Source organism: bacterium, assembly GCA_021158245.1.
GTDB lineage: Bacteria > Zhuqueibacterota > QNDG01 > QNDG01 > QNDG01 > QNDG01.
This window is the reverse complement of record JAGGVB010000058.1, coordinates 22,921-48,585: the sequence shown is the minus strand read 5'-3', so window position 1 is coordinate 48,585 and position 25,665 is coordinate 22,921. Positions and strand designations below refer to the sequence as shown.

Sequence of the window (25,665 nt, the reverse complement as noted above, 5' to 3'; positions counted from 1 at the left end):
CTGACCTTTGTAAATCTTTAAACAGATAGATTTATTCTCCCCTCTCAGCCAAAATTTTTTCAATTTCATCCATAACATTATTTACATATTTAACGGTTAAATCAAAAGGTTCCAAACTGTTCATATCAACGCCTGCAACTTTCAAGACATCAATAGGATATTCAGAACACCCGGCTGATAAAAATTTAATTACTTTTTCCTTTGCACCCTTTTCTTTGTTGATCACCTTCAGTGCAAGGGCTGTGGAAGCAGTAAAAGAAGTCGCATACTGATATACATAAAAATTATAATAAAAATGAGGGATATATGCCCACTCTACTCCTGCCATATCATCTATAAAACAAAAGCCCTTATCATGGCCGTAGTATCTCTTCAGCATATCAATATAAATTTCAGTCAGTGCATCACCTGTAAGAGGCTCTCCCTTTTCAGCTTTTTCATGAATCTTCAGTTCGAACTCAGCAAACTGTGTCTGACGGAAGAGAGTGCCTTTTACTCCGTCAAGATACTCCATAAGCAGAGACAATCTAATATCGGAATCCTCAATTTCGGAAAGCATCTTATTCATAAGAAGGGCCTCATTAAGAGTAGATGCAACCTCTGCAACAAAAATAGAATAATCTGCCGTAGGGAAAGGCTGATTTTTGTTTGATAAATAAGTATGCATGGAATGTCCCATTTCATGAATCAAAGTGCTTACATCATTGTACTTTCCATTATAATTTAGAAGCATATACGGATGAACATCATATCCGCCGTCATTGCTGTAAGCACCGGAACGTTTTCCGGTTGTAGGATAAACATCAATCCATTTCTCAATAAATGCCCGATTTACAACTGACAAATATTCTTCACCAAGCGGTTTAAGTGCATCTATCACAATCTGACGAGCCTGGTCATAACTGAATTCAAGATCCACACTCTTAACTGCCGGTGCATAGAGATCATAGTAATGGAGTGTATCGACTTTGAGAAGCCTTTTTTTTATTTTAAGATACCTGTACAGCGTTTCGATATTTTTATTGACATTATTGATAAGAGATATATATACTGAAACCGAAATATTGTTTACATCAAGGGCTGCTTCGAGAGATGATTTATAACCTCTGCTTTTTGCGTAGAACATATCTTTCTTTACATTTGTATACAGGCCTGCACCAAGGGTGGATTTAAATTTTTTATAGTTTTCCCAGAATTTCTCAAATACTATAATTCTATCTTCCCTGTTTGCCAAAGCACGGTACCTGCTAAAACCAGCCTGGTCAATTTTCACAATAGTTCCGTCATGCAGTTTCACTTCAGGATAAGGCATCTCTGCATTTGAAAATATTGAATATATTGTATATGAGCCGTCCGTAATCATACCGGCAAGGGCCAGGATTCTCTCCTCCTTCTCAGATAATTTATGAGCCTTACGGCGAAAAATATCATTCAGGTACATCTCATATTTTCTAAGGCCCTGCTCATTCCTGAGAAAATTATTTATCACCTCTTTATCTACTGCTGCAATCTCCGGTTCAATAAAAGCAGCTTTTGCACTATATTCAGTACCAATCTGTGACATCTCCTGACGAAAACCCAAATACTTTGAATTTCTCGTATCTTCATCAGATTTCATTGAGGAATAGGAATAGAGCCTTGAAAATTCTTTTTCAAGAGAGCTGTTAAATTCAAGGCACTCAAGCAATATCTTTGATGAAGAAGCAAGCCTGCTCTTGTATTTGACAACCCCATCCATCTTTTTTATAAATTCATCTTTTGCTTTTTGCCATGATTCATCCGATTGAAATATATCAGACAGATTCCACTTGTATTCTTGAGATACTTCTTGTCTTGATCGTGTCTGTGATTTGACAATCCCTGTTTTCATATTAATAAAACTCCTTAAAACCTTTATTAAACCTTTAATTTTACTGCTTTGTCTCCCTGATCTCTATTAACAGGGAAACAATTTAAGAACTTTAATATTACAATAATCAAGGTTAAAAACAAAATATTTTATAGAATTCTTTTTTAAGTTATTAACAAAAACAGCTCTTCAGAAAAAGCAATGGTGGTTTTAAGGCCTATACAACAAAATGAAAATTTTGTATAGACAGAGGATCAACGGAAGGCTTTACAGCTTTATACTTTATAACTTTCCACTTTATAACTTTCCACTTTATAACTTTTCACTTTACAACTTTCAACTTTATAACTTTCCACTTTATAACTTTCCACTCAATTAAACAGGATTAAAAGAAACATCTTGTTTATTAAAATAAAAATATCAGGCAAAGCACTAATTACGTAGCAACAATATAATCCAGAAGCCTGAACAGCCTCAAAAGTCTCATATTAGCTTTAAGTGCTTCAGTATCTTTAATCAACCCTGCAATAAGTGTTGCAGACTGCTCTGTAAAAAGTAATGTTCCCGATGCCTTGTTCGTGGTACTTTTCTTCTTCTTTTCCGAACCTTTAACTGAAAAAACCATACTTCCCGGAAACAAACTTTCATGCTTTGCAAAAACATCACGCAATGTATCAGTATTAACGCCATAATAACTTGCCAATTCATAATCCGGAATTACCATCTGTCCTTTGTAAAGAAAAATATCGGGCATTGAATTCCTTGAAATACTTGATTTTATCACGGCTCCTCTCCTCATCTTTTCAATCAATAAAGTCCCACTCCTTTATTGCACTTTTATCTCTTCCTGTAAATATCATTTCATCAAGAAAAATATCTCTGTTTATTAAGGCCTCTTTCCATGTAATACCTTGTTGTATTGAATCCATTAATGCCAAACCGGTTTCTCTGTTTCCCAAAGCAAGTACTGATTGCAGTATATCCCTTTTTGAACTTTTTGCAGATACATGTATTTTTTTATCAATCCTTTTTTTAACAATATTGCGCCTTCTTACCAAATCTCTCTCTCTTGCAACAGGTTCGGATTCAAAAGGAGTAAAAGGCTTTGGAATAAATGTGTTAATGCTTAAATGCACTTGTTTCCCCTTATTTGACCCTGAAAATATTTTTTGAATCCTGTTTGTCAAATCTGCAATTGCCTCTGCATCATCATCTTTTTCTTCAGGAAGGCCTATCATAAAATAAAGTTTTAATATTCGGACTTCCGTATACGCAAGTTTTTCAACTCCTTTTAGTATTTCACTGTCAGCTATCTTTTTCCCAATTAAATATCGCAGTCGCTCGGAACCCGCTTCCGGAGCTATTGTAAAAGTACGCAGCCTGCTTCGTTTTACTACATCCTGCATTGCCTCTGTTATCTTATCAGCTCGGATAGACGAAAATGAAATATCATATCCCATATCAAGGATCTTTTCGCATAAGTCCGTTAATTTCGGATAATCCGATACAGCAGACCCTTCAAGCCCTATCCGTTTTGCACCCGGATTAAACTCTTTAATGGATCCTATAATAGTTTCATGACTCCTGTACCTGAAAGGTTTGTATATCTCTCTTGCCGCACAGAATTTACATTTTCTAGGGCATCCTCTGCTTAATTCGGTAACAAACATATTTTTAAAATGACTTCTTGAACTCACTATCGGTGTATAAGTCGGATACTTGTCAAGATTTAAAAGAACCTGACGCGTAACCTTCTTTGTTCTGCCTTCAACATACATCCCCGGCAGCATACTCAGAGTCTCCAAGATATCTGCACGTGATAGATGGTTTTCTTTAGCTTCAGTCATTACATCGCCGATAAGCCTGAAAACCTCCTCTCCGTCGCCCATAAGGAGGCCGTCCACAAAGGGCAGTAATGGAGAGGGATTTAATCCTGTAACAGGGCCGCCTGCAATTATCACAGGATCATGCTTTGTACGATTTGAAGAGAGAAGCGCAATTTTTGAAAGAACAAGAATTCGTATAATATTAATAATATCCAGCTCAAATGAAACTGAAAAACCAATCAGATCAAAATTATTCAGAGGCTTTGATGATTCAAGCGACAGTACCTGCTTTCTTTCGTACATTTTATCAAAAAAAGCCCGCTCGCAGGACATTCCCGGATGTTCATTGAAAAAACGATAAACCGTATGAAATCCCATATTCGCCATTCCTACACCGTAGGTATTGGGGAATACGACTACTGCCTTCACAAGAGCACTTTTTTTTAGCTCTTTTTTCCCGAGTTCCTGATTTAAAAGCCGGCTGTGAAAGCTGATTATACGTTCTCTCGTCCATCCTGAACTATTCTGACGAAAAGTCATATAAAATCAGTCTAACTTCCTTCTGATGAAAGCAGGAATTCCAAGATCATCCTTACTGACAAAAGAAAAGCCTCCGTCATTACCAAAGGAATCTCCTCCCATGGCTTTTACAATGGGATCCTCCGAATACTTTTTAATTAACGGTATGTCTCCTTCACTTTCCGAAAGGCCCAAATCTCTCTTTTCGTGTCCGTTTCCAAAATTGAATCCGCCTTTTGAACGGCTTTTCTGAAATCCGGTTGCAACAACTGTTACCCTTACTTCTTCTTTCATGCTTTTATCTATCACTGCACCGAAAATAATATTTGCGTCAGCACCTGCTGCATTATAAATTACAGATGTAGCTTCATTGATATCATTTAGGCTCAAATCGCTTCCGCCTGTAATATTAACAAGCACTCCCTGTGCCCCGCTGATTGATACATCATCAATAAGAGGGCTTGATATTGCCTGCTCCGCTGCTTCTTTTGCTCTGTTCTCTCCGCTTGCTACCGAAGAACCCATTATGGCATCACCCATCTGATTCATTATTGTTCTGACATCTGCAAAATCCAGGTTTATCAATCCGGGAACATTTATAACATCAGAAATTCCCTTTGTCGCATGAAGCAGAATCTCATCGGCTACTCTGAAAGCCTGTTCGAGAGGAGTATGTTTCGGTACAAGGCTTATCAGTTTCTGGTTAGGCACAACAATCAGAGTATCAACATTCTCTTTCAGCATCTGTATACCCTGAGCAGCTCTCTCCTGCCTCTTTTTCCCTTCAAACATAAAAGGTTTTGTAACAACTCCAACAGTAAGTGCGCCAAGGTCTTTTGCTATTTCCGCAACAACAGGTGCGGCTCCGGTCCCTGTACCGCCGCCCATACCGCAGGTTATAAAAACCATGTCAGTTGACGAGATAGCCTCAATTACTGCATCCTTGTTCTCTTCAATCCCCTTTCGGCCCATCTCAGGATTGCCTCCCGCACCAAGCCCTTTTGTGAGATTCTTGCCTATTTGGATGCGCATAGGAGCTTTGTTGTTGTCAAGAGCCTGCTTATCAGTATTAATTGCTATAAACTCCACACCCGTAAGACCGTCCTCAATCATACGGTTTATAGCATTTCCTCCTGCGCCTCCTACACCTATTACTTTGATTTTTGCAACGACATTGTCATCATCTGCAAAATCAAACGCCAGCGTTTTTCCGTTACTCATTATGGCCTCCTTGATATGTACAAACTGTGATTAATTCCCTTTTTAAAAAACCGGCATTAAATAAAATCTTCTGCGAATTTTTTCATCCATTTATAAATTCTTGTAAAAAGCCCCTCTTCATCCGCACCAAGGTGTTTTACTTCCTCTTCTCCCCGTCCTGCCCCGAAAAATACAAGGCCTACTCCTGTGGCAAAAATAGGGCTTGAAGCTGCTGCATAGAGGCCGGAAAAGCCTTTTGGTATTCCAATAGTTGCAGGCAGGCTAAAAACTTCTTCTGCCAAAACTTCGGCTCCTTTAAGAAGTGATCCTCCTCCTGTAAGAACCACACCCGCACCAAGGACATCTCCGTAATCCGATCTCTTAATTTCCTTAGCAGCAAGCCCGAAAATCTCCTCCATTCTCGGCTGTATTATTGATGTAAGCATAGATATCGGAACTTCTCTTGATTCCCTGTTTCCAATACCCGGGACTATAAACATATCTTCTTTATTTATTATGCTTTCAGTTGCATATCCGAACTTTCTCTTTATTACTTCAGCCTGTTCAAGGGGTGTCCGCAGCCCCAGTGCAATATCATTTGTAACAATCTGCCCTCCCAGGCCTATTACAGCAGTATGCCTTATTGCGCCGCCATAGAACAGAGCCACATCTGTTGTACCTCCGCCCATATCAATCAACGCTACGCCAAGATCTTTTTCACTTGCATCAAGAACAGCGCTGCTTGAAGCAAGCGGCTCCAGAACAATACCTGCAACCTTAAGCCCGCTTCTTGTTACACTGCGTACTATATTCTGCGCAGATGTGACAGCACCTGTCACAATATGTATTTCCGCCTCAAGCCTTACTCCGGAGATACCTACAGGATTTTTAATACCTCCCTGATTATCTACAATAAATTCCTGCGGGAGTACATGCAGCACTTCTCTGTCAATCGGGAGTGCAATTGCCTTTGCTGCATCTATAACTCTGTTGACATCCTGCTGTGTAATTTCATGCCCTGATCTGGATACGCCTACAACACCCCTGCTGTTTACGCTTCGTATGTGATCGCCGGCAATGCCGACTATAACCTCTTTTACGTCAACACCCGCTGTAAGCTTGGCTTCATGCACTGCCTTGCTTATTGACTGGACTGCCAAATCAAGGTTAATCACAACTCCCTGGCGCAGCCCCTGTGACGGGCTGGTACCTACTCCGAGAATATTTATTAATCCATCCTCATTTAACTCTCCGATTACAACACCAATTTTACTGGTACCTATATCAACACCTGTTACTATTTTTCTGGTGTCGCCTCGTAATATATCTCTCGAAGGATTCATAGTTTATACCCTCATTCCCACAACGACCTGTCCTCTGAACCTCAGGTCAATGTAATTTACTTTTGACAGAGAGCGGTCTCTTTTTAATTCGCCAAGGATTGCATCAAGATATGTAATCTTTCTTGATATTTCTTTTCTTCCCATCTTTACTGGTATTCCCCTGTTTCGTGTAAAAAGCACTACCTGGCCCCCTGATTTTAAAACAACTTCTGAAATATTGGTGTAAAGAGACGGCTTCTGCCTGATTATTGCTGTAATTACTGATAACCCCTGTTTTGCAATGCCGCCTCCTATCTCTATGCCGACCTTCAGCCCCCCTTTAAAATTACCGCTTATTACAGGAAGATTATACATCTTTCCGGGAATTGTAGGCAGCACAAGTCCGTGTCTGTCTATTGAATAGAGATCCCCCTGAAAATTCAGAAGCGCAATAGGTTCCTTCTCTTTTACCTTTATTTCAATCTTGTCAGGAAGCCTTCTGATCACAGAGACATCTTCTATAAAAGGATATGTTTTTATTGAATTAACCGCATCTTCTAACCTTGCATCCCATATCTTCTTTGCTTTATCAAGGCCGCTGAGGCTCAAAATTTCTTCATCGGAAAGATAGTTGGATCCTGTAATTTTTATTGATTCTATTTTAAATAAAGGAGACTGATCAAGCCAGTGCAAATAACCTCTGCCTGCAAAGTAAATAATACAGAGTGCAGCGCCTGTATATATCAATTTTACAAGGCTGGCAAGAATCTCATCTTTTTTTATTATACTCCTGCTCATAAATCAAATCCCAAAAAATGAATTTCCGGTTCCAGAGTGGCACCAAACCGTTTTAAAACTCTTTCCCGTACTTCATCAATAAGTCTTACAACATCCACAGCTCTTGCTTTTCCTACGTTGACAATAAAATTTGCGTGTTTTTTGGAAACCATTGCATCACCGATTCTAAGCCCTTTACACCCGGCGTCTTCTACAAGCCTGCCTGCAAAATCTCCTTTGGGCCTCTTAAAAACTGATCCTGCTGAAGGAAGGGAAAGCGGCTGCGTTTTTTTTCTCTTTTGAAGATAGGAACGCTGAACTGCTTCCATCTCCTTCGGATTTCCATCTGTTAAGTTGAATACAGCTTCCACAATAACACTCTTTTTCTCCAGGCCCGTATGCCTGTATCCGAAATTAATTTCATCTCCGGATATCTTTTCAAGGGTATTGAACTTGTCCAGAATTCTGACTGCTTCCACAACATCGCCGATTTCTCTTCCAAAAGCCCCTGCATTGAGCGAAATACAGCCCCCTATCTGGCCTGGTATACCTGAAAGCTTCTCCAGACCGGAAAATCCTCTGATAGTGCAGAATGACAGAAGCCCTGAAAGTGTAACTCCGGCTCCCACAGTCAATTCCGTACCTTTTACTTTAATATGCCGAAAAGTCTGGGAAAGGTCTATGACTACCCCCCTGAAACCATCATCACTTACAAGAAGATTTGTACCGTTCCCTATTACAAATACAGGATAATTCTCCTGCTGGCAATAAGTTACAAGATTTGTAAGATCCTCCATATCTTTTGGAAAAACATACAAATCTGCAGGCCCCCCGATTTTAAAGGAAGTATGAGAGCTGAGCATCTCATTTAGCATGACATGCCCTTTGAAAACCTGTTTAAATCTCTTCAGATTTCTGGTCCCTTCATTCATCAGGATTTCAGCCTCTTTAATATTTCCTCACCAATCTTCCATATATCGCCTGCACCCATTGTGATCACCATATCGCCTGGTTTTATTATGTCCCCGACAAAATCAGCAACTTTGTTTTTATCAGGAATGTAATTTACATTTCTGTGGCCGCGCAGTTCTGCAGCATCTGCAATTAACCGGCCCGAAACTCCTTCAATTGGTTTTTCCCTTGCAGGATAAATATCTGTTACAATCAAAATATCCGTATTGAAAAATGACTTACCGAAGTCCTCATAAAAATCTCTTGTTCTGGAATACAGATGTGGCTGGAATATTGTTATAATCCGCCTTGAATAACCGTCTTTTGCTCCTTTCAGGCTCGCTTTTATCTCTGTTGGATGGTGTGCATAATCATCTACAATAATGACGTTCTTCTCTTTGCCTTTGATTTCAAAGCGTCTGTGCACGCCTGTGAACCCTTCAAGAGCCTTTTTTATGTTCTTAAAATCAATCTCAAGCTCAAAACCTACAGCTATTGCTGCAAGAGAGTTCTTCACATTGTAAATTCCGGGTAAATTTAATTTTATTCTTCCAAGTTTTTTATTTCTGTAATAAGCATCGTACTCTGAGCCGGATTCTGAAAAAGTGACAGATTCCGCTCTTATCTCAGCCTGCGGAAAAAGTCCGTAAGTTACGATTCTGCGTTCCAATTTTGTAACCATCTCCTGAAGAGGCTCTTCATCAAGGCAGAGTATCACTGCTCCGTAAAACGGGACTTTATTTGCAAATTGAGTAAATGTCCGCTTGATATCATCCAGATCCTTGTAACAATCAAGATGCTCATTTTCGATATTTGTTATTACTGCAATAACAGGTGTAAGCTGCAGAAAAGAGTGGTCATACTCATCTGCCTCTACAACAACATATTCACCCTCTCCGAGTTTTGCATTTGTGTCAAGGCTGCGCAGTTTGCCTCCCACAATAAGTGTGGGGTCAAGACCGCCCTGTTGGAGTACCAACCCTGTCATTGAAGTAGTAGTTGTTTTCCCGTGAGTGCCTGCTACTGCCACACCCTGCTTCATGCGCATAAGTTCGCCCAGCATCTCTGCCCTTCGTATAACAGGTATCTTTTTCCTGTGTGCTGCTGTAACTTCTTCATTGGATTCAGGTACAGCAGATGATATAACAACAACATCCGCATCTGAAATATTCCCGGCACTGTGCCCCTGGTATATTGATGCACCGAGTTCATGAAGATGTTCTGTTACCGAACTGGACTGAAGATCCGATCCGGTTACCTTAAATCCCAAATTCAGAAGAACCTCTGCAATCCCGCTCATTCCTATTCCGCCTATTCCGACAAAATGAACGCATCTCGTTCTCCCTAAATAGATACCGATAATACACCTCCATCCGGCATGAACCGGAAGATTAATCTATGCAGCACGTTTTGAGGCCATTTTTTTTACAGCCTTTTTCAATTCATCCTCTTTAAACGGCTTTGCAACCCATGAAAATTTTCTATTTAACGATTTTCCATCCTGCAAATCCGTCCTATCCCCGAGAATAACGAGAGATGTGCCGTACTTTTTATAGATCTGCTGTGCAATAAGAGAAGTATCACGTTTACCTCTCAGCAAAGTATCAAAAATAATAACTTCAGGCCTGTAGTCCTTTACAAATTTCATCAGCTCATCCTGAGTTGTCGCACGTCCGAGAAGATCAAAACCCCACGTTTTAACAAGATTTGCTACATCTTCAGCTATTATTGATTCACTCTCAGCAAGAACTATCTTTGTCTGTTTTTTCATGAATAGCCCCTTTTTAAGGTTATATTTCAATCTCTTCAAGAATACTTTTTACAATAGATTGTGCTGCATCGGGTTTACCGAAACTCAGCGCATTTGCCGCCATTTTCTTCAATTTTATTTCATTACTTATAATCGATACAATTTTTCGAATAATAGTTTCAGAATCAGCCTCTTTTTCACTGATCATTTCACCAGCTCCGGCTTTGCATAGAATCTCCGCATTCTTCTCCTGATGATTATTAGCTGCCGCAGCAAAAGGGATGAAAAGACAAGGAATCCCGAGCCGTGTAATTTCGGCAATTGTAGTTGCGCCTGAGCGGCACACAACCAGGTCACTTACGCCGTATGCTGCAGCCATGTTTTCTATATACGGATAAATCTTAATATCAGGATTATTCACTTTTCCCTTAATCATCTCCGCCCATCTCGGGCCTGCTGCCCATAAAATCTGTAATTTATGGTCGATTGCAAGCAATGGGCCTGCTTTTTCCATTAAATTATTGATAAAAAGAGACCCCTGGCTTCCTCCGAAAATAAAAACTGTTTTTTTATCTTTATTAAGATTAAAAAATTTTATGCCCTGCAGCCTGTCTGCCTTATCCAAATCGTTTCTTGTAGGATTCCCTGCAACTACTTTTTTTGTTTCCCCTTTAAGATATTTTTCGGTCTCTATATAACTTGTAAAAACAGTATTTACTTTTGGAGCCATAACACGTGTAACTAACCCGGGCCTGATATTCTGTTCCTGAATAAATACCGGAACGCCTGTTATAACTCCTGCCCTGAGAACCGGCCAGCTTGCATACCCGCCTGTGCCTATTATTGCATCAGGATGGAATTTACGAATTATTGTAAAAGCCTGGAAAAATGATACTGCCATTTTTAAAGGAAAAAGCAGATTTTTTACTACACGCCCCCTGCTGATCCCGCTTATCCATACAAATTTAAGATCATATCCATGTGCAGGTACAACAGAAACCTCTACTCCTTTTTTGGTACCGACAAAAAGAATTTTGCAGGAAATACTTTTCTTAAACTCATTCGCCAGTGCAATCCCGGGATAGAGATGCCCTCCTGTACCTCCGCCTGTAATTATTATTCTATACTCTTTCATCAGAGGCTGATTCCTTCAAAAGAGCCGACCTGCATCTGTGAGTTTCTTTTCGAAATATTTAGAAGTATGCCTATACCTATCATATGAACTATAAGTGACGACCCCCCGTAACTTAAAAACGGAAAGGGCAGCCCTGTTGTAGGCAGAAGATTTACAACGACTCCTGCATTCATTAATGCATTAATAAGAATCATTGCTGTAATTCCTCCTGCAAGAAGAAAACCATACCTGTCCTGGGAATTCACTGCTATGTGTATTCCTCTCCAGAGAACAATTACCAGAAGCAGAAAAAGAAAAAGCATACCTATAAAGCCCATCTCTTCGCCATAACTTGCAAGCACAAAATCAGAAAACGGCTCCGGAAGAAAAAAGAGCTTTTGTTTTCCCGCTCCGTAACCTACTCCTGCAAGGCCGCCGTGAGCAAGCCCTATAATGGACTGTTTCACCTGATAACTCATTGACCCGCCGTTAAAAACAGAATTCCAGAAATCTCTTAATCTCTGCATCTGATAAGGAAAAATTGCAAAACCCAAGGCCACAAATGGTACAGGTGCCGCTGCCATAACAGCAAGTTTCTTCCCGGGTACACCGCCGATAAACAGCATTGTTAATCCTATAAAAAACATCACCAGAGCTGTTCCGAGATCAGGTTCTATAAAAACAAGTACAACAATAGATAAAAAAATGAAATAATGAATTATAAGTGTCTCCCTGTTCTCGGAAATTCTGCCTTTTGATTTGGAAAAAAGGGCAGCCATATAACAAATCAATATAAGTTTCATAAACTCCGAGGGTTGAAATCCCATTCCCATAAGAGAAATAGCCCGTCTGCTGCCGTTTATTTTCGGCCCGGACAGGACAAAAAAGAGGAGAAGTATAAAAGCCAACAGACTGAAGGGTGTAATATATTTTATGAACCTGTAATCAATTTTATATGAAATCAGCATAAAAAACAAGGCAAGTGCTACTTTGATCAGATGTTTCTTTATAAATAGAAACGCGTCACTGTAATCTTCAGCCCCCCTGAATGAACTTGCGCTGTAAATTACAAGTATACCTATCAAAACAAGTATAGCAGTTACTGATAAAAGGATGATGTCGGGCTGTCCTTTTCTATTCATCATTTTTTTAGTTTCCTCACCAAATCTTTAAATTTATCACCTCTGTCCTCAAAATTCCTAAACATATCAAAACTTGCACATGCAGGTGAAAGCAGTACAGCATCACCTTTTTCTGCAGAAACACTGGCAAGATATACTGCTTCTTCCATGCTTTCCGCCAGCACAGTATCAACAGCAGGCCCTAAAACCTTCTCCATCTTTTCAGCAGCCTCGCCAATTAAAAGCATTTTTCTGACATGTTTCTTTACCATAGTTTCAAGTACGGAGAAATCCGAATCCTTGTCTCTTCCCCCTGCAATCAGGACTACAGGCTCTTTGAAGCTTGTCAAAGCATACCGGACAGAATCCACATTTGTTGCTTTGGAATCATTGTAATACTTTACTCCGTCTATCTCCTCCACAAACTCCATTCTGTGAGGCAGACCTTTGAAAGTTTTAAGCACCTCAGAGATAATTACAGTATCGACAGATGCATTGATACCTGCAATTGAAGCTGCAAGGCAGTTTAATACATTGTGAACACCCTTTATGCCAATTTCAGACACATCCGCCAGCTGATATTCAGCGGAATTTCCGATTACAGTCAGGATGTTATTTTTAACATACCCTGCTCTTCCTTCTGCCTGTTCAAGTCCGAACTCATACTTTTTACCGCGAACATTCGATAATAGATTTTTTACACCTTCATCATCGCCGTTAAAAACAGCAATATCTTCTTCGGTTTGATTTTTAAAAAGCCCTGCTTTCAGTTTACCGTATGTGTCCATTGTTCCGTGTCTGTTAAGATGATCAGCCGTCAGATTCAGAAAAATGCCTATGTGCGGCCTGAAATCAGATACAGCCTCAAGCTGAAAACTGCTTACCTCGACAACTGCATATCCGCTGCTGCTTACAGACTCTGCAACTTCTGAAAATGCAGTGCCTATATTTCCGGCAGTAATACTCTCTATACCTGCCCTCTTCAGAATTTCACCTGTCAAAGCAGTAACTGTAGACTTGCCATTTGATCCGGTTACAGCTATAATTTCCCCCTTAAAGAACCATGAAGCAACTTCCAGCTCACTATATAGAGAGATATTCATACTTCTGAATTTTTCCGCAACCGGGCTTGATATTGAGATACCCGGGCTTATCACACAAAAATCACAATTATAAATACTGCTGCTGTGCCCTCCAAACTCATACTTAATGCCAAGCTTATTCAGCATAGAGACAGCAGCCTGCATCTTATCTTCGGAAGCAAGTTCCGTTACAAATACCTGTCCCCCATGCCCGGATATAAGTTTCGCCGCACCGAGGCCGCTTCTGCTGGCTCCGAGAATTGTAACACGTTTATTTTTAACATCTATAACCATTGGCTTTACCTGACTTTAAATGTACTCAAGCCTAATAGTGCAAGTAAAATTCCTATTATCCAGAATCGGACAACTATCTTCTCTTCAGGCCACCCCAAAAGTTCAAAGTGGTGATGAATTGGAGCCATTTTAAAAATACGTTTTCCCCTGAGACGGAAAGAAGCAACCTGCAGAATCACTGAAAGGCTTTCTGCTACAAAAACACCTCCTACTATAAAAAGCAGCAGCTCTTTCTTCAGAATCACAGCCATTGTACCCATTGCACCTCCGAGTGCAAGAGCTCCTGTGTCACCCATAAATACTGATGCAGGGTGGCTGTTAAACCATAAGAATCCCAAAGATGCTCCTATCAGGGCAGAACAGTAAATAGTAAGTTCACCCGCATTCTTCAGATACAGGACATTGAGGTAGTCACTAAAATCCACACGGCCTGTTACATAGCTCATACCTGCCCAGGCAGCAGCAGCTATACCCACAAGTCCGATTGCAAGGCCGTCAAGGCCGTCTGTCAGGTTTACTGCATTGGAAGTGCCTGTAATTACAATGATTACAACAGGCAGATAAAACCACCCGAAATTAATCAGAAGATTCTTGAAAAACGGAATACTTGTGTACCAGCTGACATTAACAACTTGCCCGCCAAGTTTAACACCGGAATATTCCTGCGAGAAAGTTACAACAAGGCCAACCAGGAGCCCAAGTAATACCTGGCCTAAAAGCTTGTACCTTCCTATAAGGCCCTTGGGCATCTTCTTTACGACTTTAAGATAGTCATCCATAAAGCCTACTGCACCCATCCACAGAGTAGATATAATCATCAACTGGGTATACATATTGTTAAGTTTTGCAAAAAGAAGTACAGGTACCAGCACTGCAATAATAATTATGATACCGCCCATAGACACAGTACCAGCTTTTTGTCTGTGAGAATCAGGGGTTTCAGTTCTGATTATCTCTTTAAACTGTTTCTTCCTCAGCCACTTGAGAATAAAAGGCCCGATGATAAAAGTTACAAGCAAAGCTGTCACAGCTGCCGAAGCTGAACGAAAAGTTATATATCCGAGAAGGTTAAAACCTATAAACTGGTCCCTCAGAGGATAAAGAATATGAAAGAGCATAATTTACTCTCCCGCGTTTTGAAATTTTAATTGTTTAAGTTCATCCACAACCTTCTCCATCTGCATTCCTCTGCTCCCCTTTACAAGCACAACATCATTTGGAGAGATATAGCCAATTAAATTCCGGATCAGATCTTTTTGAGATAAATAATGGCTGACATGTATAAGGCCCGATTTTTCTGCTGTCTCGGCTGTGTAGGCCATGTCTCTGCCAATACAGAAGAGTGTATTAAATCCATACAATCCCAGTTTCTCACCTGCAGACTGATGCTCTTTCCTGCTGTATTTCCCAAGCTCAAACATATCTCCGAGCACTGCGATGAGATTTGTACCCTGCCCCGCCATCTCTTTTGCAGCAGCAAATGCAGCTTCCATTGAATCAGGGTTAGCATTGTATGCATCATTTATAAGAATAAAGGGATTTGTAAATACAACATCTGTTCTTTTATCAACAGCTCTGAATTCTTCAAGTGATTCCTGAATATCCCGCAGAGAAACCCCTGTATATATTCCCACAGCAGCAGCTGCAAGGCCGTTGTAAAGATTGTGGAGGCCGGGCAAATTAAGTGTAACTACAGCTCCGTTAAAATCCATCACTGCATTTCCTCCGGAATTTATACGAGGGTTACTCCCCTTAATATCACACTTGCTGCTGAATCCGTATCTGATTATTTTCACATTATTTAGCTTTATCCGGTTTAATCTTTCATCATCACCGTTAAGGAAAAGTGTTCCCCCTTCCGGAAGAGAATCAGCCAGCTCTCTTTTAGCTTTAAAAATATTGTCAATTGATCCGAAAAAACCTATGTGCCCTCTGCCTATATTTGTGATTACTCCATATTCCGGCTTTGCAATACTGCAGAGATTCTTGATCTCCCCGATATGATTAGCGCCCATTTCAAGCACTGCAAACTCCGGTTCATCCTTCCATGACAGAATTGTCAAGGGAACACCGATATGATTGTTAAGATTACCGGAGGTTTTTACAACCTTGTATTTTTTTGAAAGAACAGATGCTGTCATCTCCTTTGTTGTTGTCTTTCCGTTGGATCCTGTTATACCTGCTACCGGCAGATTGAACTTGCTTCTGTAAAAAGATGCAAGGTACTGAAGGGCTTTTAACGTATTATCAACATATATAAGCGCAAAAGGCCCGCCTTCTTCCGAAATATTCACATCTCTTTCAACTACAGCTCCGATTCCTCCATTTTCTCTCACATTATTTACAAAATCATGGCCGTCAAATCGTTCACCCTTTAATGCAAAAAACAGGGACCCTTTTCCGCATTTGTTTGAGTCTGTTTCTACAGACTCCACATTTTTTACTCTCTCTTTAGAAGAGAGAGCAGCATTAAAAAGGTCTGCTGTTTCGCCAAGGGTTAATTTCATTTTATTTATGCCCTTGCATTAAATATTTTTCTGCGATTTTTCTGTCGCTGAAAGGAATTTTTTTTGCTCCGATAATCTGATAAGATTCGTGCCCCTTACCTGCAATAACAACAGTATCTCCCTCTCCGGCTGATGCAACTGCCTGTTTTATTGCCTCTTCCCTGTCAGAAATCACATGTATCTGCGGGTTTTTTTTACCCACTCCTGCAATAATTTCATTAATAATTTCATCAGGGTCCTCTGTTCGCGGATTATCAGTGGTTATAAAGACCTCATCAGCAAAAACATAAGCCGCCCTTCCCATCTCAGGCCTCTTTTCCCTGTCCCTGTCACCGCCGCAGCCGAAAACCACAATAAGCTTTCTATCTGTGAATTCTCTGGCACATTCAAGTACTTTCTGAAGAGCATCCGGAGTGTGGGCATAATCAATGATTACCCTGAATCTTCCGTCGGCTGATCTTATACCTTCCATTCTGCCGGGAACTCTTTTAAGGGAAGCTATTCCTTTAATCACATTTTCTTTTGACAATCCCATCTCAAACCCTGCAGCAGCAGCTGCTGCTGCATTGTAAACATTGAACATACCCCAGACAAAAATTGTTAAATTGATAATTCCGTCCGGGGTTTTCAAAGAAAACCTTGTTCCTCTGTCAAACGGAGTGACAGATAAAATTTGATACTTAGCTTCAGGAGATTTTCCGTATCCTGCCACATCCGCGGAAGAAGCTGCTTCCATAGCCATAAAAAATTTATCATCATAATTTATTATGCTTTTCCCGTCAGAATCTACCATTGAGAAAAGTTTGGCCTTTGCCACTGCATATGCATCAATAGTGTGATGGTAATCAAGATGATCGTGGGATATATTCGTAAATACAGCTTCAGTAAAGGAGAGCCCGAATACTCTGTACTGCTCAAGAGCATGGGAAGATACTTCCACAACAGCAAGCGTTACACCGCTTTTCTTCATTTCATATAGATATCTGTAAAGGCCCACTGCATCAGGAGTGGTTCGCACTGCATTTTCCTCATGCCCCGGCCACCTGTAATTTAATGTGCCTATTACTCCCACGCTCTCTCCCGCCTCACTGAAGAGAGATTCAAGAAAATAAGTTGTAGTTGTCTTTCCGTTAGTGCCTGTAACCCCGATAAGCTTCATGCTGTTTGCAGGGTCTCCGTAAAAATTCTTTGCAAGAAGAGAAAGCACTCTGCGTGAATTTTCACAAAGAACCAGAGGGGCATTAATATTTTCAATAAATTCTTCGGCGATTACAGCAGCAGCGCCTTTTTCAACAGCTTTCCTGATAAATAAATGTCCGTCGGTTTTTAAACCGCGTACAGCGACAAAAAGATATCCCGGCTTAACTTCTCTTGAATCACAGCTTATACCGGTAATCTCAATTGTACCGTCGTATTCAGCCGGCAAATCAGCAGACATACAGAGATTTTTCAGCTCTTTTGTTATCATACAATTACAGAGTGGTATTGCAAATAAGCCGGCATATCATCCCCTTTTTAACTTTATTGCCCGGCCCTGGTATCTGCCTTAATACAACACCACAACCCTCTATTTTTACCTTTATTTTATAGTCTATCAGCATTTCGAGAGCATCGCGCACAGTAAATCCCGTAAGGTCAGGCAGGTAGTGAATTGATACGGCTTTGCGGGATTTTTGTGATATTTTATCAGCCTTCAGAGGAAGCTCTTTTGTGTAAGATGCAAAATCAATCCTCTTTCTGCCCTTATTTTTTTCCTGAGGCAAACGCGGAATTCTTCCCGGGCCTGCAATTCCCTGTAGCCGTGATACTATTGCAGAAAATACAGGAGCTGCAGTATGTGAGCCCCAGTAACTTCCCTTAGGCTCGTCAAAAACAATAACGAGAACAAAAAATGGTGTATCAGCAGGCCAAAATCCTACAAATGAGCTCACATAGGCGCCTTGTACGTAACCTTTCATACCTGGTAAAGATTTCTGTGCAGTACCGGTTTTACCTGCAACTCTGACTCCTTCCACTCCAGCTGCACGGCCGCTGCCGTTCTTTACAACAGATTCAAGAATTCTTCTCATTTTAAATGCAGTCTCTTCAGAGATAACACGCCTGACCACCTTTGTCTCGGAAGTACGCACCTCTTTACCGCTGCTGTCCAGAATTTTTTTCCAGATAAGAGGTTTTAAAAGTCTGCCTCCGTTAGCAACTGCAGATACTGCATCTGCAATCTGAAGAGCTGTTCCGGCAATTCCCTGTCCGAAGGAGGTTGTTGCAACTTCAAATTCATTCCAGTCGTAAGCTGGATGAAGTATTCCGGGCTCTTCGCCGGGAAGATCCACGCCTGTTCTGTTTCCGAATCCAAAATCTCTGATATACCTGAACAGTGTCTTTCTGCCAAGTTTCTGCCCCACTTTTGCAATTCCGATATTTGATGATTTCTCAAGTACCTGCGAAAGAGTCAGCCATGCATAGGACTCATTATGATCGTGTATCTTATGCCCTGCAAGTGTATATTCTCCGTTTTCACAATGAATAAGTGTGTTTACTTTAAATTGGCCTGTCTGCAAAGCTGCAGATGCAGTCATAACCTTAAAAATGGACCCCGGCTCAAAACAGTCCTGAATAGCTCTGTTTCTGATAAACTGATTAAACTTCGGCTTGTCATTGCCGTATTTCCCAACTACAGAAGATATTGCAAGAATATCACCGGTTAACGGATCCATAAGAACCGCTGTGCCGCTTTTAGCATTGTACTTTTCAACACTGGCCTTCATCTCTTCTTCTATAATAGACTGGAAAGCATGATCAATTGTAAGCACGACATGATGCCCATCCTTTGACTGCTCTGCAGGATAATCAATGCTTGTGAATTTTTTATTACGCGCATCTTTCTGAAGTATAGCCCAGCCGTCCCGCCCTTCAAGCCAATCGTTCAAAGCCTGTTCAACTCCGCCTACTCCCTGCCTGTTATTGTTAACAATACCGATAGTCTGAATTGCAAGATCTCCAAAAGGCCGCACACGTTTTCTTTCACGGACAAAAACCAGCCCCTGCATGCCGGAATTCTTCAATTTTATCTGCTCTTGTTCTGAAATATCTTTCTTTATGTAAACAAAGGACTTACTTCCATCTGAAGACATTTTATCAATGCACTCCTGCTCGTTAAGCCCCAAAGATTTCGAAAGGAAAAAGGCCGCCTTTTGTTTATCTTTTATAATAGACGGATCTACGGCAAGTGAATAGATGGGAAGATCCATAGCCATAATGTTCATATGCCTGTCATAGATAATCCCTCTGTGGGCCATTAGTTTGACTCTGCCCTGATATTGCCTGGGAGCCATTGAACTCCACGGTTCGCGTGAAACAACCTGAAAATGAAAAGTCCGCACGAGCACTCCCGCTATCAGGAAAAAAAATAAGAATCCCACAAATTTTAAACGTGTCTTTTCACTCATCAATCATTATTTCCCGTATAATATTCAACGCTGTTCATTAAGGCTCAATCTCATGCCTGCATACTGCATCTTCTGCAAAGACTTGTGAATTGATTTCTTTCCCGGCTCATTTAAATCAACGGTTAATTCATCAATCATAACCGCAGGTACAGAAATTAACCCCTGTGCTTTAGCCAAAGTTGAAATACTCTGATAGCTTCTCATCCGGTTTATCTGCATCCTGAGATCATTTACCTTAAGGACATAATCCTCTTTCTCTTTTAAAAGATTGTCATTCTCAAGAATAGCAAGGTTTATTTCAACACTGCCCAGCAGATACAATACCAGTACCGCTGAAAAGAATAAAAGGAAGAGAAATACTCCGAATCCGGAATTTCTTTTTTTTCTCCTCGGCATATTTAAATCCTCCCTGTTTCTTCCGTTTCAGACCTCTTTTCAGCAGCCCTCAACAAAGCACTTCTTGCTCTGCTGTTTTTTTCCATCTCCTCGATAGAAGGCCTTACAACTTTCTTTGTCAAAATTTTAAATAAATATTTTCTTTCCCCGAGGTTTTCCTTATCCCTGTGAAAATCAGGAGAATAGCCCTTAAAAAATCTCTTTACCATTCTGTCCATTAAAGATTCATAACTTATTACAACTATTCTTCCTCCCGGACGCAGAAACAGATAACTTTTTTCAAGGCCTTTCTGCAAATCTGAAAGTTCGTCATTTACTGCAAAACGCAGAGCCTGCCAGATTCGTGACAAAACCTTTACTCTTCCCTTGTATGGTGTCACGGAACGTACTATCTCTGCCAAATCTTCAGATGTCGTGATCGCATGTTTTTTCCTCTGCTCCACTACTTTTCTTGCAATTCTCCTGGACAGCCTCTCTTCTCCTAAAACATAAAAGAGATCGGCAAGGTCTTTCTCCGAAAAAGAATTTATAATATCCGAACTTCTCTCATCCTGTTCAGCATCCATACGCATGTCAAGAGGACCTCCTGCCAGATAACTAAAACCCCTTTCATGAGTGTCTATTTGATAAGAAGAAATCCCTAAATCTAAAAATATCCCGTCAACTGTTGAAATCTTAAGGTCTGAAAGTATGTAGTCAATCTCTGAAAAACGTCCCTTTACTGCTGTAAACTTTTTACCAAAGCCCTCTAACCGCTTTCCCGCAAATTTAACGGCTTCTCTGTCTCTGTCAATTCCAATAAACTTTGCATTGGAGCCTGTCTTGCTTAAGAAAAGTTCTGCGTGCCCTCCTCCTCCCAATGTAGAGTCAACATAGATACCTGAAAGGTCTGTTAATAAAAATGAGACACTCTCTTTCCCCATTACAGGATTGTGAAAAGAGCCTGATTCACCGCTCCTGTCATTGATCTTCTTTTTCAACCCATCCATAGCGCCTAACCCTGTCTTTTGGTGTGGCAGAACTCTGAGCAATAAACATATTATAAATATCAGGGCTCCAAAGCTCGAGATGATCAATAGCGCCTATTACCATAACCTTATCCTTGATTTTTGCATAATCAAGATGTTCCTGCGGAACAGTGATCCGCCCTTGATTGTCACAGCGCACAGGATGAGCATCGCTGACTGTTTCAAGAAAATAGCGGCGCTCCTCATCATCTTCGGTTCCTCTGTAACCAAAATGTGAATTCAGGCGTGCCGCTTTTCTCGCAAAAACATCCCGCGGGTACACAAACAGGCAATCATTCGGCCCTCGGGTTATATGAAAAATTATATCTGTCTGCTTTAATTCTTTCTTATTATCAGTGCTACCAGTCTCTTCATGCTCTCTGAAAAGCTCATTAACTGCAGAGGCAGGAATGTTGATTCTTCGTTTTGAATCAACACCATACGGAAATTTGCCTGTGAAACAGAGCACTTTAGACTCCTCATTGACGTACTTAGGGCTACAAGAAGAAATCCTAAGAACTTTTAGGGAATTTTAGGGACACCATAAGTAAAACAATAATTTCTTAATTGTCAAGGGAAATTTTAAAAAAGTTACATATAGAAAAAGATTGCATTTCAGCCATTAATCTCCTAAATTTTATGTGCTATGAATACAGAACAACTGAAAAACAAGGCTGTAAGTTTTTACATTGAAACTTACGGCTGTCAGATGAATAAATATGACTCCGAACTCGTTCGTACAATCCTGAAGGACTCAGGATATGAAGAAACCGGTTCGCCTGAAGATTCGGACATTATTATAATAAACACATGTGCAGTACGGGATCATGCAGAGCAGCGGGCAATGGGACGGATAACTGTTTTTAAAAACTGGAAAAGTATGAAATCCGGCCGCAGGCTCGGTGTAATTGGGTGTGTAGCTCAGGTTTCTTCGGAAAAAATCATAAAAAACTATCCTTATGTAGATTTTATTGCAGGGCCGGACTCTTACAGAAAACTTCCGGACATGATTTCAGAACATACAGACGGATCATGTATTGATACACTGTTGAATTCAGGAGAGACCTATTCCGGTATTGAACCTACCCGCACAGGAGATGTAACAGGCTGGCTCTCTATTGCGAGGGGATGTAATAATTTCTGCTCTTACTGTATTGTCCCCTACACAAGAGGAAGAGAGCGAAGCAGATCATCACAAGATATAATTAAAGAGCTCTATTCAATGGCACAGAGCGGAACTAAAGATGTTACTCTTCTCGGGCAGAATGTAAACTCGTATAATGACGGAGAAACAAATTTTGCCGGCCTCTTAAGCAAAGCTTCAGGAATACCTGGGATTTTAAGGGTTCGCTTTCTTACTTCGCATCCCAAAGATATTTCTATTGAACTTCTTAAAGTAATGGCTGAAAATGAAAAAATCTGCCCTCATCTTCACCTTCCCATGCAGGCAGGGTCAGACAGAGTACTTAAAGCTATGAACCGTGGGTATACAATCGGCCATTACATGGATATAGTTGAAAAAGCAAAAACTATTGTACCTGATCTTACATTAACAACTGATATCATTGTTGGATTTCCGGGAGAAAGCGATGAAGATTTTGATGGAACATTTAACACGATGAAGGATATAAAATTTGACGACGCTTTTACATACAGATTTTCCCCGCGTGAAGGAACAAAAGCAGCAAAAATGACAAATAAAATTCCCGAATACATTATTCACGAAAGGCTTGATTCTATTATTGCACTCCAGAGAGATATCTCTCTTTTAAAGAGAAAAAATATGATGGGTAAAAAAGTTGAAGTTATTCCGGAAACGACAAGTAAAAATTCAAACGAGGAATGGATAGGAAAAACAGCAGGAAATTATCCGGTTGTATTTCCAAAAAACAATACCAGGGCAGGCGAGCCTGTTGATCTGATTATTACAGAGCTGAGAGGGATTACTTTAAGGGGAGTTCAGGAAAAAGAGTATAAAGAAGCTCTGGTTTAAAAAATTTATGGAACTTTATGAATTTTAAAACTATATTCTTAATAATACTTAAACACTAAATAAATCACAGGAGGCGTTTATGTGGGTCTTTCGATGGATACTGACCGCGCTTGTAATTCTAATAATCCTTGGTTTTGCCCTGCAGAACCAGGAACAAACCGTGTCTGTGCATGTTCTGAACTGGACAACATCAAATCTTCCATTATACTTCATCCTCTATATCTCTTTTGCAGCAGGTGTACTTACATGGGTTCTTGTTTCAATGCTCAATATGCTGAAATTAAAAAATACAATACATAAACTTGAAAAACAGAATACAAAAATTCGTGAGGAACTAAATAAACTGAGAAACATTAATATTGATGATGAACCGCCGGCAGAGCCGTCACAGGAGGTGGAGCTGGCTTCTGATGATCAGGGAGAAGAGGAGTCATGACACTCATCTATTATATTTTAATAGCCGGAGCAGCACTTGCAGTTATATTAACAGCTTCGGCAGTCATATCAAAAGAGAAGAAAAAAAGATTTACTCCCCCTTATACAGAGGCACTGCACTGTTTTATTGAGGGTGACAGGGAAACTGCTTTGGAACTTCTAAAAAAAGCCGTTAAAACTGATACTGAAAATATTATGGCATACGTTCTGCTTGGAAATATTTTACGGGAACAGGGGAATCCTCAGAAAGCTATTAAAGTCCACAAAAATCTTCTTGTACGAAGCAACCTTACAAAAACTCAAACAAGAGAAATTTTATCATCTTTAATCAGGGACTATAAAAAAGCCGGGCTGCTCGTACAAGCTGTTGATATGGCAGAGCAGCTTGTAAAACAGGATAAAAAAAACACTCAATATCAGGAAATCCTTCTTTCTCTTTATGAGGAAAGTAAAAGCTGGGACAAGGCATTTTTTCAGAGACAGAATATTAATCGGTGGAATAAACATAAAACTCCAAATATTCTTGCTTTATACAAAGTTGAAGCAGGGCTTGACGCAGTAAAGGCAGGCATGGAAAAAGAAGCACGCATTCGGTTTAAGGAAGCACTGAAATTAAATAAAAAGTGTATACCTGCATATCTTCTGTGGGGAGATTCGCTGCGCAGAGAAGGCAGGGATCCTGAAGCTTTTGAAGTATGGGCCACTTTCACAAAAAAAAATCCCAAGTATGCATATCTGGCATTTGACAAAATAAGAGACCTGCTTTTTGATCTCGGCAGATACGGAGAAACCGAGATCATATACAGGGAAGTAATATCAAGAAACCCCGACAATTTTGAAGCGCAGCTCAATCTTGCAGAGCTTCACATGAAACAAGGCGATATTGAAAGGGCAGCTCAAGAGTGCCAAAATTTGTATGAGAAATATCCGGGCAATAAAAAGTGCGGGCTTTTATTGATAAATCTTCTCCGGCACAGAAAACAAGATAAAGAGGCATTCCAGACAGCGTTGGAGCTGCTTAAGAATGATACGGAAGAAGCAGTTTACACCTGCTCTGCCTGCGGGTTTAAAACAAAAAAACTTATCTGGCACTGCCCTTCATGCGGAGCATGGGATTCATTTCTCGGGGGCTGTAAAGAGTGAAAAAAAATATCTGCATACTTTTATTCTTTTATTTTATTATGAATTTTAATTCTGCATTCGGACAGTCAGCCGGTTCAATAGTGGATCTTATTCGTAAAGGAAAAATAGAGGAAGCAAAAAGAACTCTAAACTCCCTTGATAAAAACAGGTACACGCCTGATCTTCTACTCTTCCTTAACGGCCTTTTATCAACTGACGGAGATGAAGCTGTTAAGAATTATACTAAGCTAATAAAAGAATATCCTCAAAGCCCTTATTGCGATGATGCACTTTTACGCATTGCACAGCAGAAATACGCTTCCGGCCTTTACAAGCAGGCCAAAAATGAATTCATTGAGATCACAAATAAATTTCCGAATTCTCCGTTAAAGGCCAAGTGCATATTTTGGGCCGGGATGTCTTTATATGCTCTCGGCCAAGAAGATTCAGCTCTGATGAAGTTTTCCGAAATACTCAGAAAATATCCTGATACGGAGATTGCCAATTCCTCAAAAAAGCAGATTGAGCTTTTATCAGGGAAAAAACAGGTAAAAAAAGACAACTTACAGAATAACCGCCAGACTCCTGCATTCTCAATCCAGGTAGGTGCATTTACACGTCAGCAGAATGCAATTTTAAGGAAATCTTTTTTTGAGAAAAAAGGGTATCGCGTAGAATTAAAATCAAAAATGAAAAACGGCATGAAATTATACCTTGTATGGATAGGAGCATTCAGCTCAAGGGAAGAAGCTTATACATTTGGGAATACATTAAAAAAACGCTACGGCTTAAAATACACACTTATTACAAGATAACAGTTTCATCATACTTTATCATATTTTTAAAAACATACCAATATTTGTCATTAATCAAAAAATCAGACAATATTTTGGAACATCGGTTTAAGAGCTGCGTATAAAACTAACTACACAAATTAATGTAACTTTAAATAGT

Annotated in this window: 23 protein-coding genes; 4 read left to right on the top strand and 19 right to left on the bottom strand. The window is 40.2% G+C overall.

Annotated features, from left to right (window positions below; translation table 11 throughout):
• Positions 1 to 31: 31 nt before the first annotated feature.
• From pepF to J7K93_03160, 19 genes are all read right to left on the bottom strand, one after another.
• Complete coding sequence (pepF, locus tag J7K93_03250; GenBank protein MCD6116009.1) at positions 32 to 1,870, bottom strand: oligoendopeptidase F; 1,839 nt, start codon at positions 1,868 to 1,870, stop codon at positions 32 to 34.
• A 415-nt stretch (positions 1,871 to 2,285) separates the two neighbouring features.
• Positions 2,286 to 2,633 (bottom strand): ORF6N domain-containing protein, encoded by a 348-nt coding sequence (locus tag J7K93_03245; protein MCD6116008.1) that lies wholly within the window; start codon positions 2,631 to 2,633, stop codon positions 2,286 to 2,288.
• Positions 2,634 to 2,652: 19 nt separating this feature from the next.
• Positions 2,653 to 4,215, bottom strand: a complete 1,563-nt coding sequence (locus J7K93_03240; GenBank protein MCD6116007.1) for a radical SAM protein — start codon at positions 4,213 to 4,215, stop codon at positions 2,653 to 2,655.
• 6 nt (positions 4,216 to 4,221) lie between these two features.
• Entirely contained in the window at positions 4,222 to 5,415 is a 1,194-nt protein-coding gene (gene ftsZ, locus J7K93_03235; GenBank protein MCD6116006.1) for a cell division protein FtsZ, read from the bottom strand.
• Between the two features lie 56 nt (positions 5,416 to 5,471).
• On the bottom strand, positions 5,472 to 6,737 hold the full coding sequence (ftsA, locus tag J7K93_03230; protein MCD6116005.1) for a cell division protein FtsA: 1,266 nt from the start codon (positions 6,735 to 6,737) through the stop codon (positions 5,472 to 5,474).
• Positions 6,738 to 6,740: 3 nt separating this feature from the next.
• Positions 6,741 to 7,514 (bottom strand): FtsQ-type POTRA domain-containing protein, encoded by a 774-nt coding sequence (locus J7K93_03225; protein ID MCD6116004.1) that lies wholly within the window; start codon positions 7,512 to 7,514, stop codon positions 6,741 to 6,743.
• Positions 7,511 to 8,425, bottom strand: a complete 915-nt coding sequence (gene murB, locus J7K93_03220; GenBank protein MCD6116003.1) for a UDP-N-acetylmuramate dehydrogenase — start codon at positions 8,423 to 8,425, stop codon at positions 7,511 to 7,513. The genes J7K93_03225 and murB overlap by 4 nt, the downstream gene beginning before the upstream one ends.
• The gene (locus J7K93_03215) at positions 8,425 to 9,744 is read right to left on the bottom strand and encodes a UDP-N-acetylmuramate--L-alanine ligase (protein ID MCD6116002.1); all 1,320 of its coding nucleotides are present in this window, start codon (positions 9,742 to 9,744) and stop codon (positions 8,425 to 8,427) included. Before J7K93_03215 ends, murB begins: the two co-directional genes overlap by 1 nt.
• 96 nt (positions 9,745 to 9,840) lie before the next feature.
• Positions 9,841 to 10,215, bottom strand: a complete 375-nt coding sequence (locus tag J7K93_03210; GenBank protein ID MCD6116001.1) for a hypothetical protein — start codon at positions 10,213 to 10,215, stop codon at positions 9,841 to 9,843.
• Positions 10,216 to 10,234: 19 nt separating this feature from the next.
• Positions 10,235 to 11,329 (bottom strand): undecaprenyldiphospho-muramoylpentapeptide beta-N-acetylglucosaminyltransferase, encoded by a 1,095-nt coding sequence (murG, locus tag J7K93_03205; protein ID MCD6116000.1) that lies wholly within the window; start codon positions 11,327 to 11,329, stop codon positions 10,235 to 10,237.
• Positions 11,329 to 12,453 (bottom strand): cell division protein FtsW, encoded by a 1,125-nt coding sequence (locus J7K93_03200; protein ID MCD6115999.1) that lies wholly within the window; start codon positions 12,451 to 12,453, stop codon positions 11,329 to 11,331. The genes murG and J7K93_03200 overlap by 1 nt, the downstream gene beginning before the upstream one ends.
• Positions 12,450 to 13,805 (bottom strand): UDP-N-acetylmuramoyl-L-alanine--D-glutamate ligase, encoded by a 1,356-nt coding sequence (murD, locus tag J7K93_03195; protein MCD6115998.1) that lies wholly within the window; start codon positions 13,803 to 13,805, stop codon positions 12,450 to 12,452. Before murD ends, J7K93_03200 begins: the two co-directional genes overlap by 4 nt.
• A gap of 5 nt (positions 13,806 to 13,810) precedes the next feature.
• Positions 13,811 to 14,923 (bottom strand): phospho-N-acetylmuramoyl-pentapeptide-transferase, encoded by a 1,113-nt coding sequence (locus J7K93_03190; GenBank protein ID MCD6115997.1) that lies wholly within the window; start codon positions 14,921 to 14,923, stop codon positions 13,811 to 13,813.
• Positions 14,924 to 14,926: 3 nt separating this feature from the next.
• Positions 14,927 to 16,312: a UDP-N-acetylmuramoyl-tripeptide--D-alanyl-D-alanine ligase gene (locus tag J7K93_03185; protein ID MCD6115996.1), complete on the bottom strand. Its 1,386-nt coding sequence runs from the start codon at positions 16,310 to 16,312 to the stop codon at positions 14,927 to 14,929.
• A 1-nt stretch (position 16,313) separates the two neighbouring features.
• On the bottom strand, positions 16,314 to 17,780 hold the full coding sequence (locus J7K93_03180; GenBank protein MCD6115995.1) for a UDP-N-acetylmuramoyl-L-alanyl-D-glutamate--2,6-diaminopimelate ligase: 1,467 nt from the start codon (positions 17,778 to 17,780) through the stop codon (positions 16,314 to 16,316).
• Positions 17,781 to 17,784: 4 nt separating this feature from the next.
• On the bottom strand, positions 17,785 to 19,758 hold the full coding sequence (locus J7K93_03175; protein ID MCD6115994.1) for a transpeptidase family protein: 1,974 nt from the start codon (positions 19,756 to 19,758) through the stop codon (positions 17,785 to 17,787).
• A 24-nt stretch (positions 19,759 to 19,782) separates the two neighbouring features.
• Positions 19,783 to 20,154 carry a hypothetical protein gene (locus J7K93_03170; protein ID MCD6115993.1) on the bottom strand — a complete coding sequence of 124 codons (372 nt, stop codon included), beginning with the start codon at positions 20,152 to 20,154 and terminating at the stop codon, positions 19,783 to 19,785.
• Positions 20,155 to 20,156: 2 nt separating this feature from the next.
• Positions 20,157 to 21,143 carry a 16S rRNA (cytosine(1402)-N(4))-methyltransferase RsmH gene (rsmH, locus tag J7K93_03165; protein ID MCD6115992.1) on the bottom strand — a complete coding sequence of 329 codons (987 nt, stop codon included), beginning with the start codon at positions 21,141 to 21,143 and terminating at the stop codon, positions 20,157 to 20,159.
• The gene (locus J7K93_03160) at positions 21,115 to 21,630 is read right to left on the bottom strand and encodes a hypothetical protein (protein ID MCD6115991.1); all 516 of its coding nucleotides are present in this window, start codon (positions 21,628 to 21,630) and stop codon (positions 21,115 to 21,117) included. The genes rsmH and J7K93_03160 overlap by 29 nt, the downstream gene beginning before the upstream one ends.
• 177 nt (positions 21,631 to 21,807) lie before the next feature.
• Here J7K93_03160 and miaB point away from each other — a divergent pair, with 177 nt between their 5' ends.
• From miaB to J7K93_03140, 4 genes are all read left to right on the top strand, one after another.
• Positions 21,808 to 23,154, top strand: a complete 1,347-nt coding sequence (gene miaB, locus J7K93_03155; protein ID MCD6115990.1) for a tRNA (N6-isopentenyl adenosine(37)-C2)-methylthiotransferase MiaB — start codon at positions 21,808 to 21,810, stop codon at positions 23,152 to 23,154.
• Positions 23,155 to 23,233: 79 nt separating this feature from the next.
• A complete protein-coding gene (locus J7K93_03150) occupies positions 23,234 to 23,590 on the top strand; it encodes a LapA family protein (GenBank protein MCD6115989.1) in 357 nt (118 codons plus the stop codon).
• Positions 23,587 to 24,732 (top strand): tetratricopeptide repeat protein, encoded by a 1,146-nt coding sequence (locus J7K93_03145; protein ID MCD6115988.1) that lies wholly within the window; start codon positions 23,587 to 23,589, stop codon positions 24,730 to 24,732. Before J7K93_03150 ends, J7K93_03145 begins: the two co-directional genes overlap by 4 nt.
• Positions 24,729 to 25,526 (top strand): tetratricopeptide repeat protein, encoded by a 798-nt coding sequence (locus J7K93_03140; protein ID MCD6115987.1) that lies wholly within the window; start codon positions 24,729 to 24,731, stop codon positions 25,524 to 25,526. Before J7K93_03145 ends, J7K93_03140 begins: the two co-directional genes overlap by 4 nt.
• Positions 25,527 to 25,665: the final 139 nt, after the last annotated feature.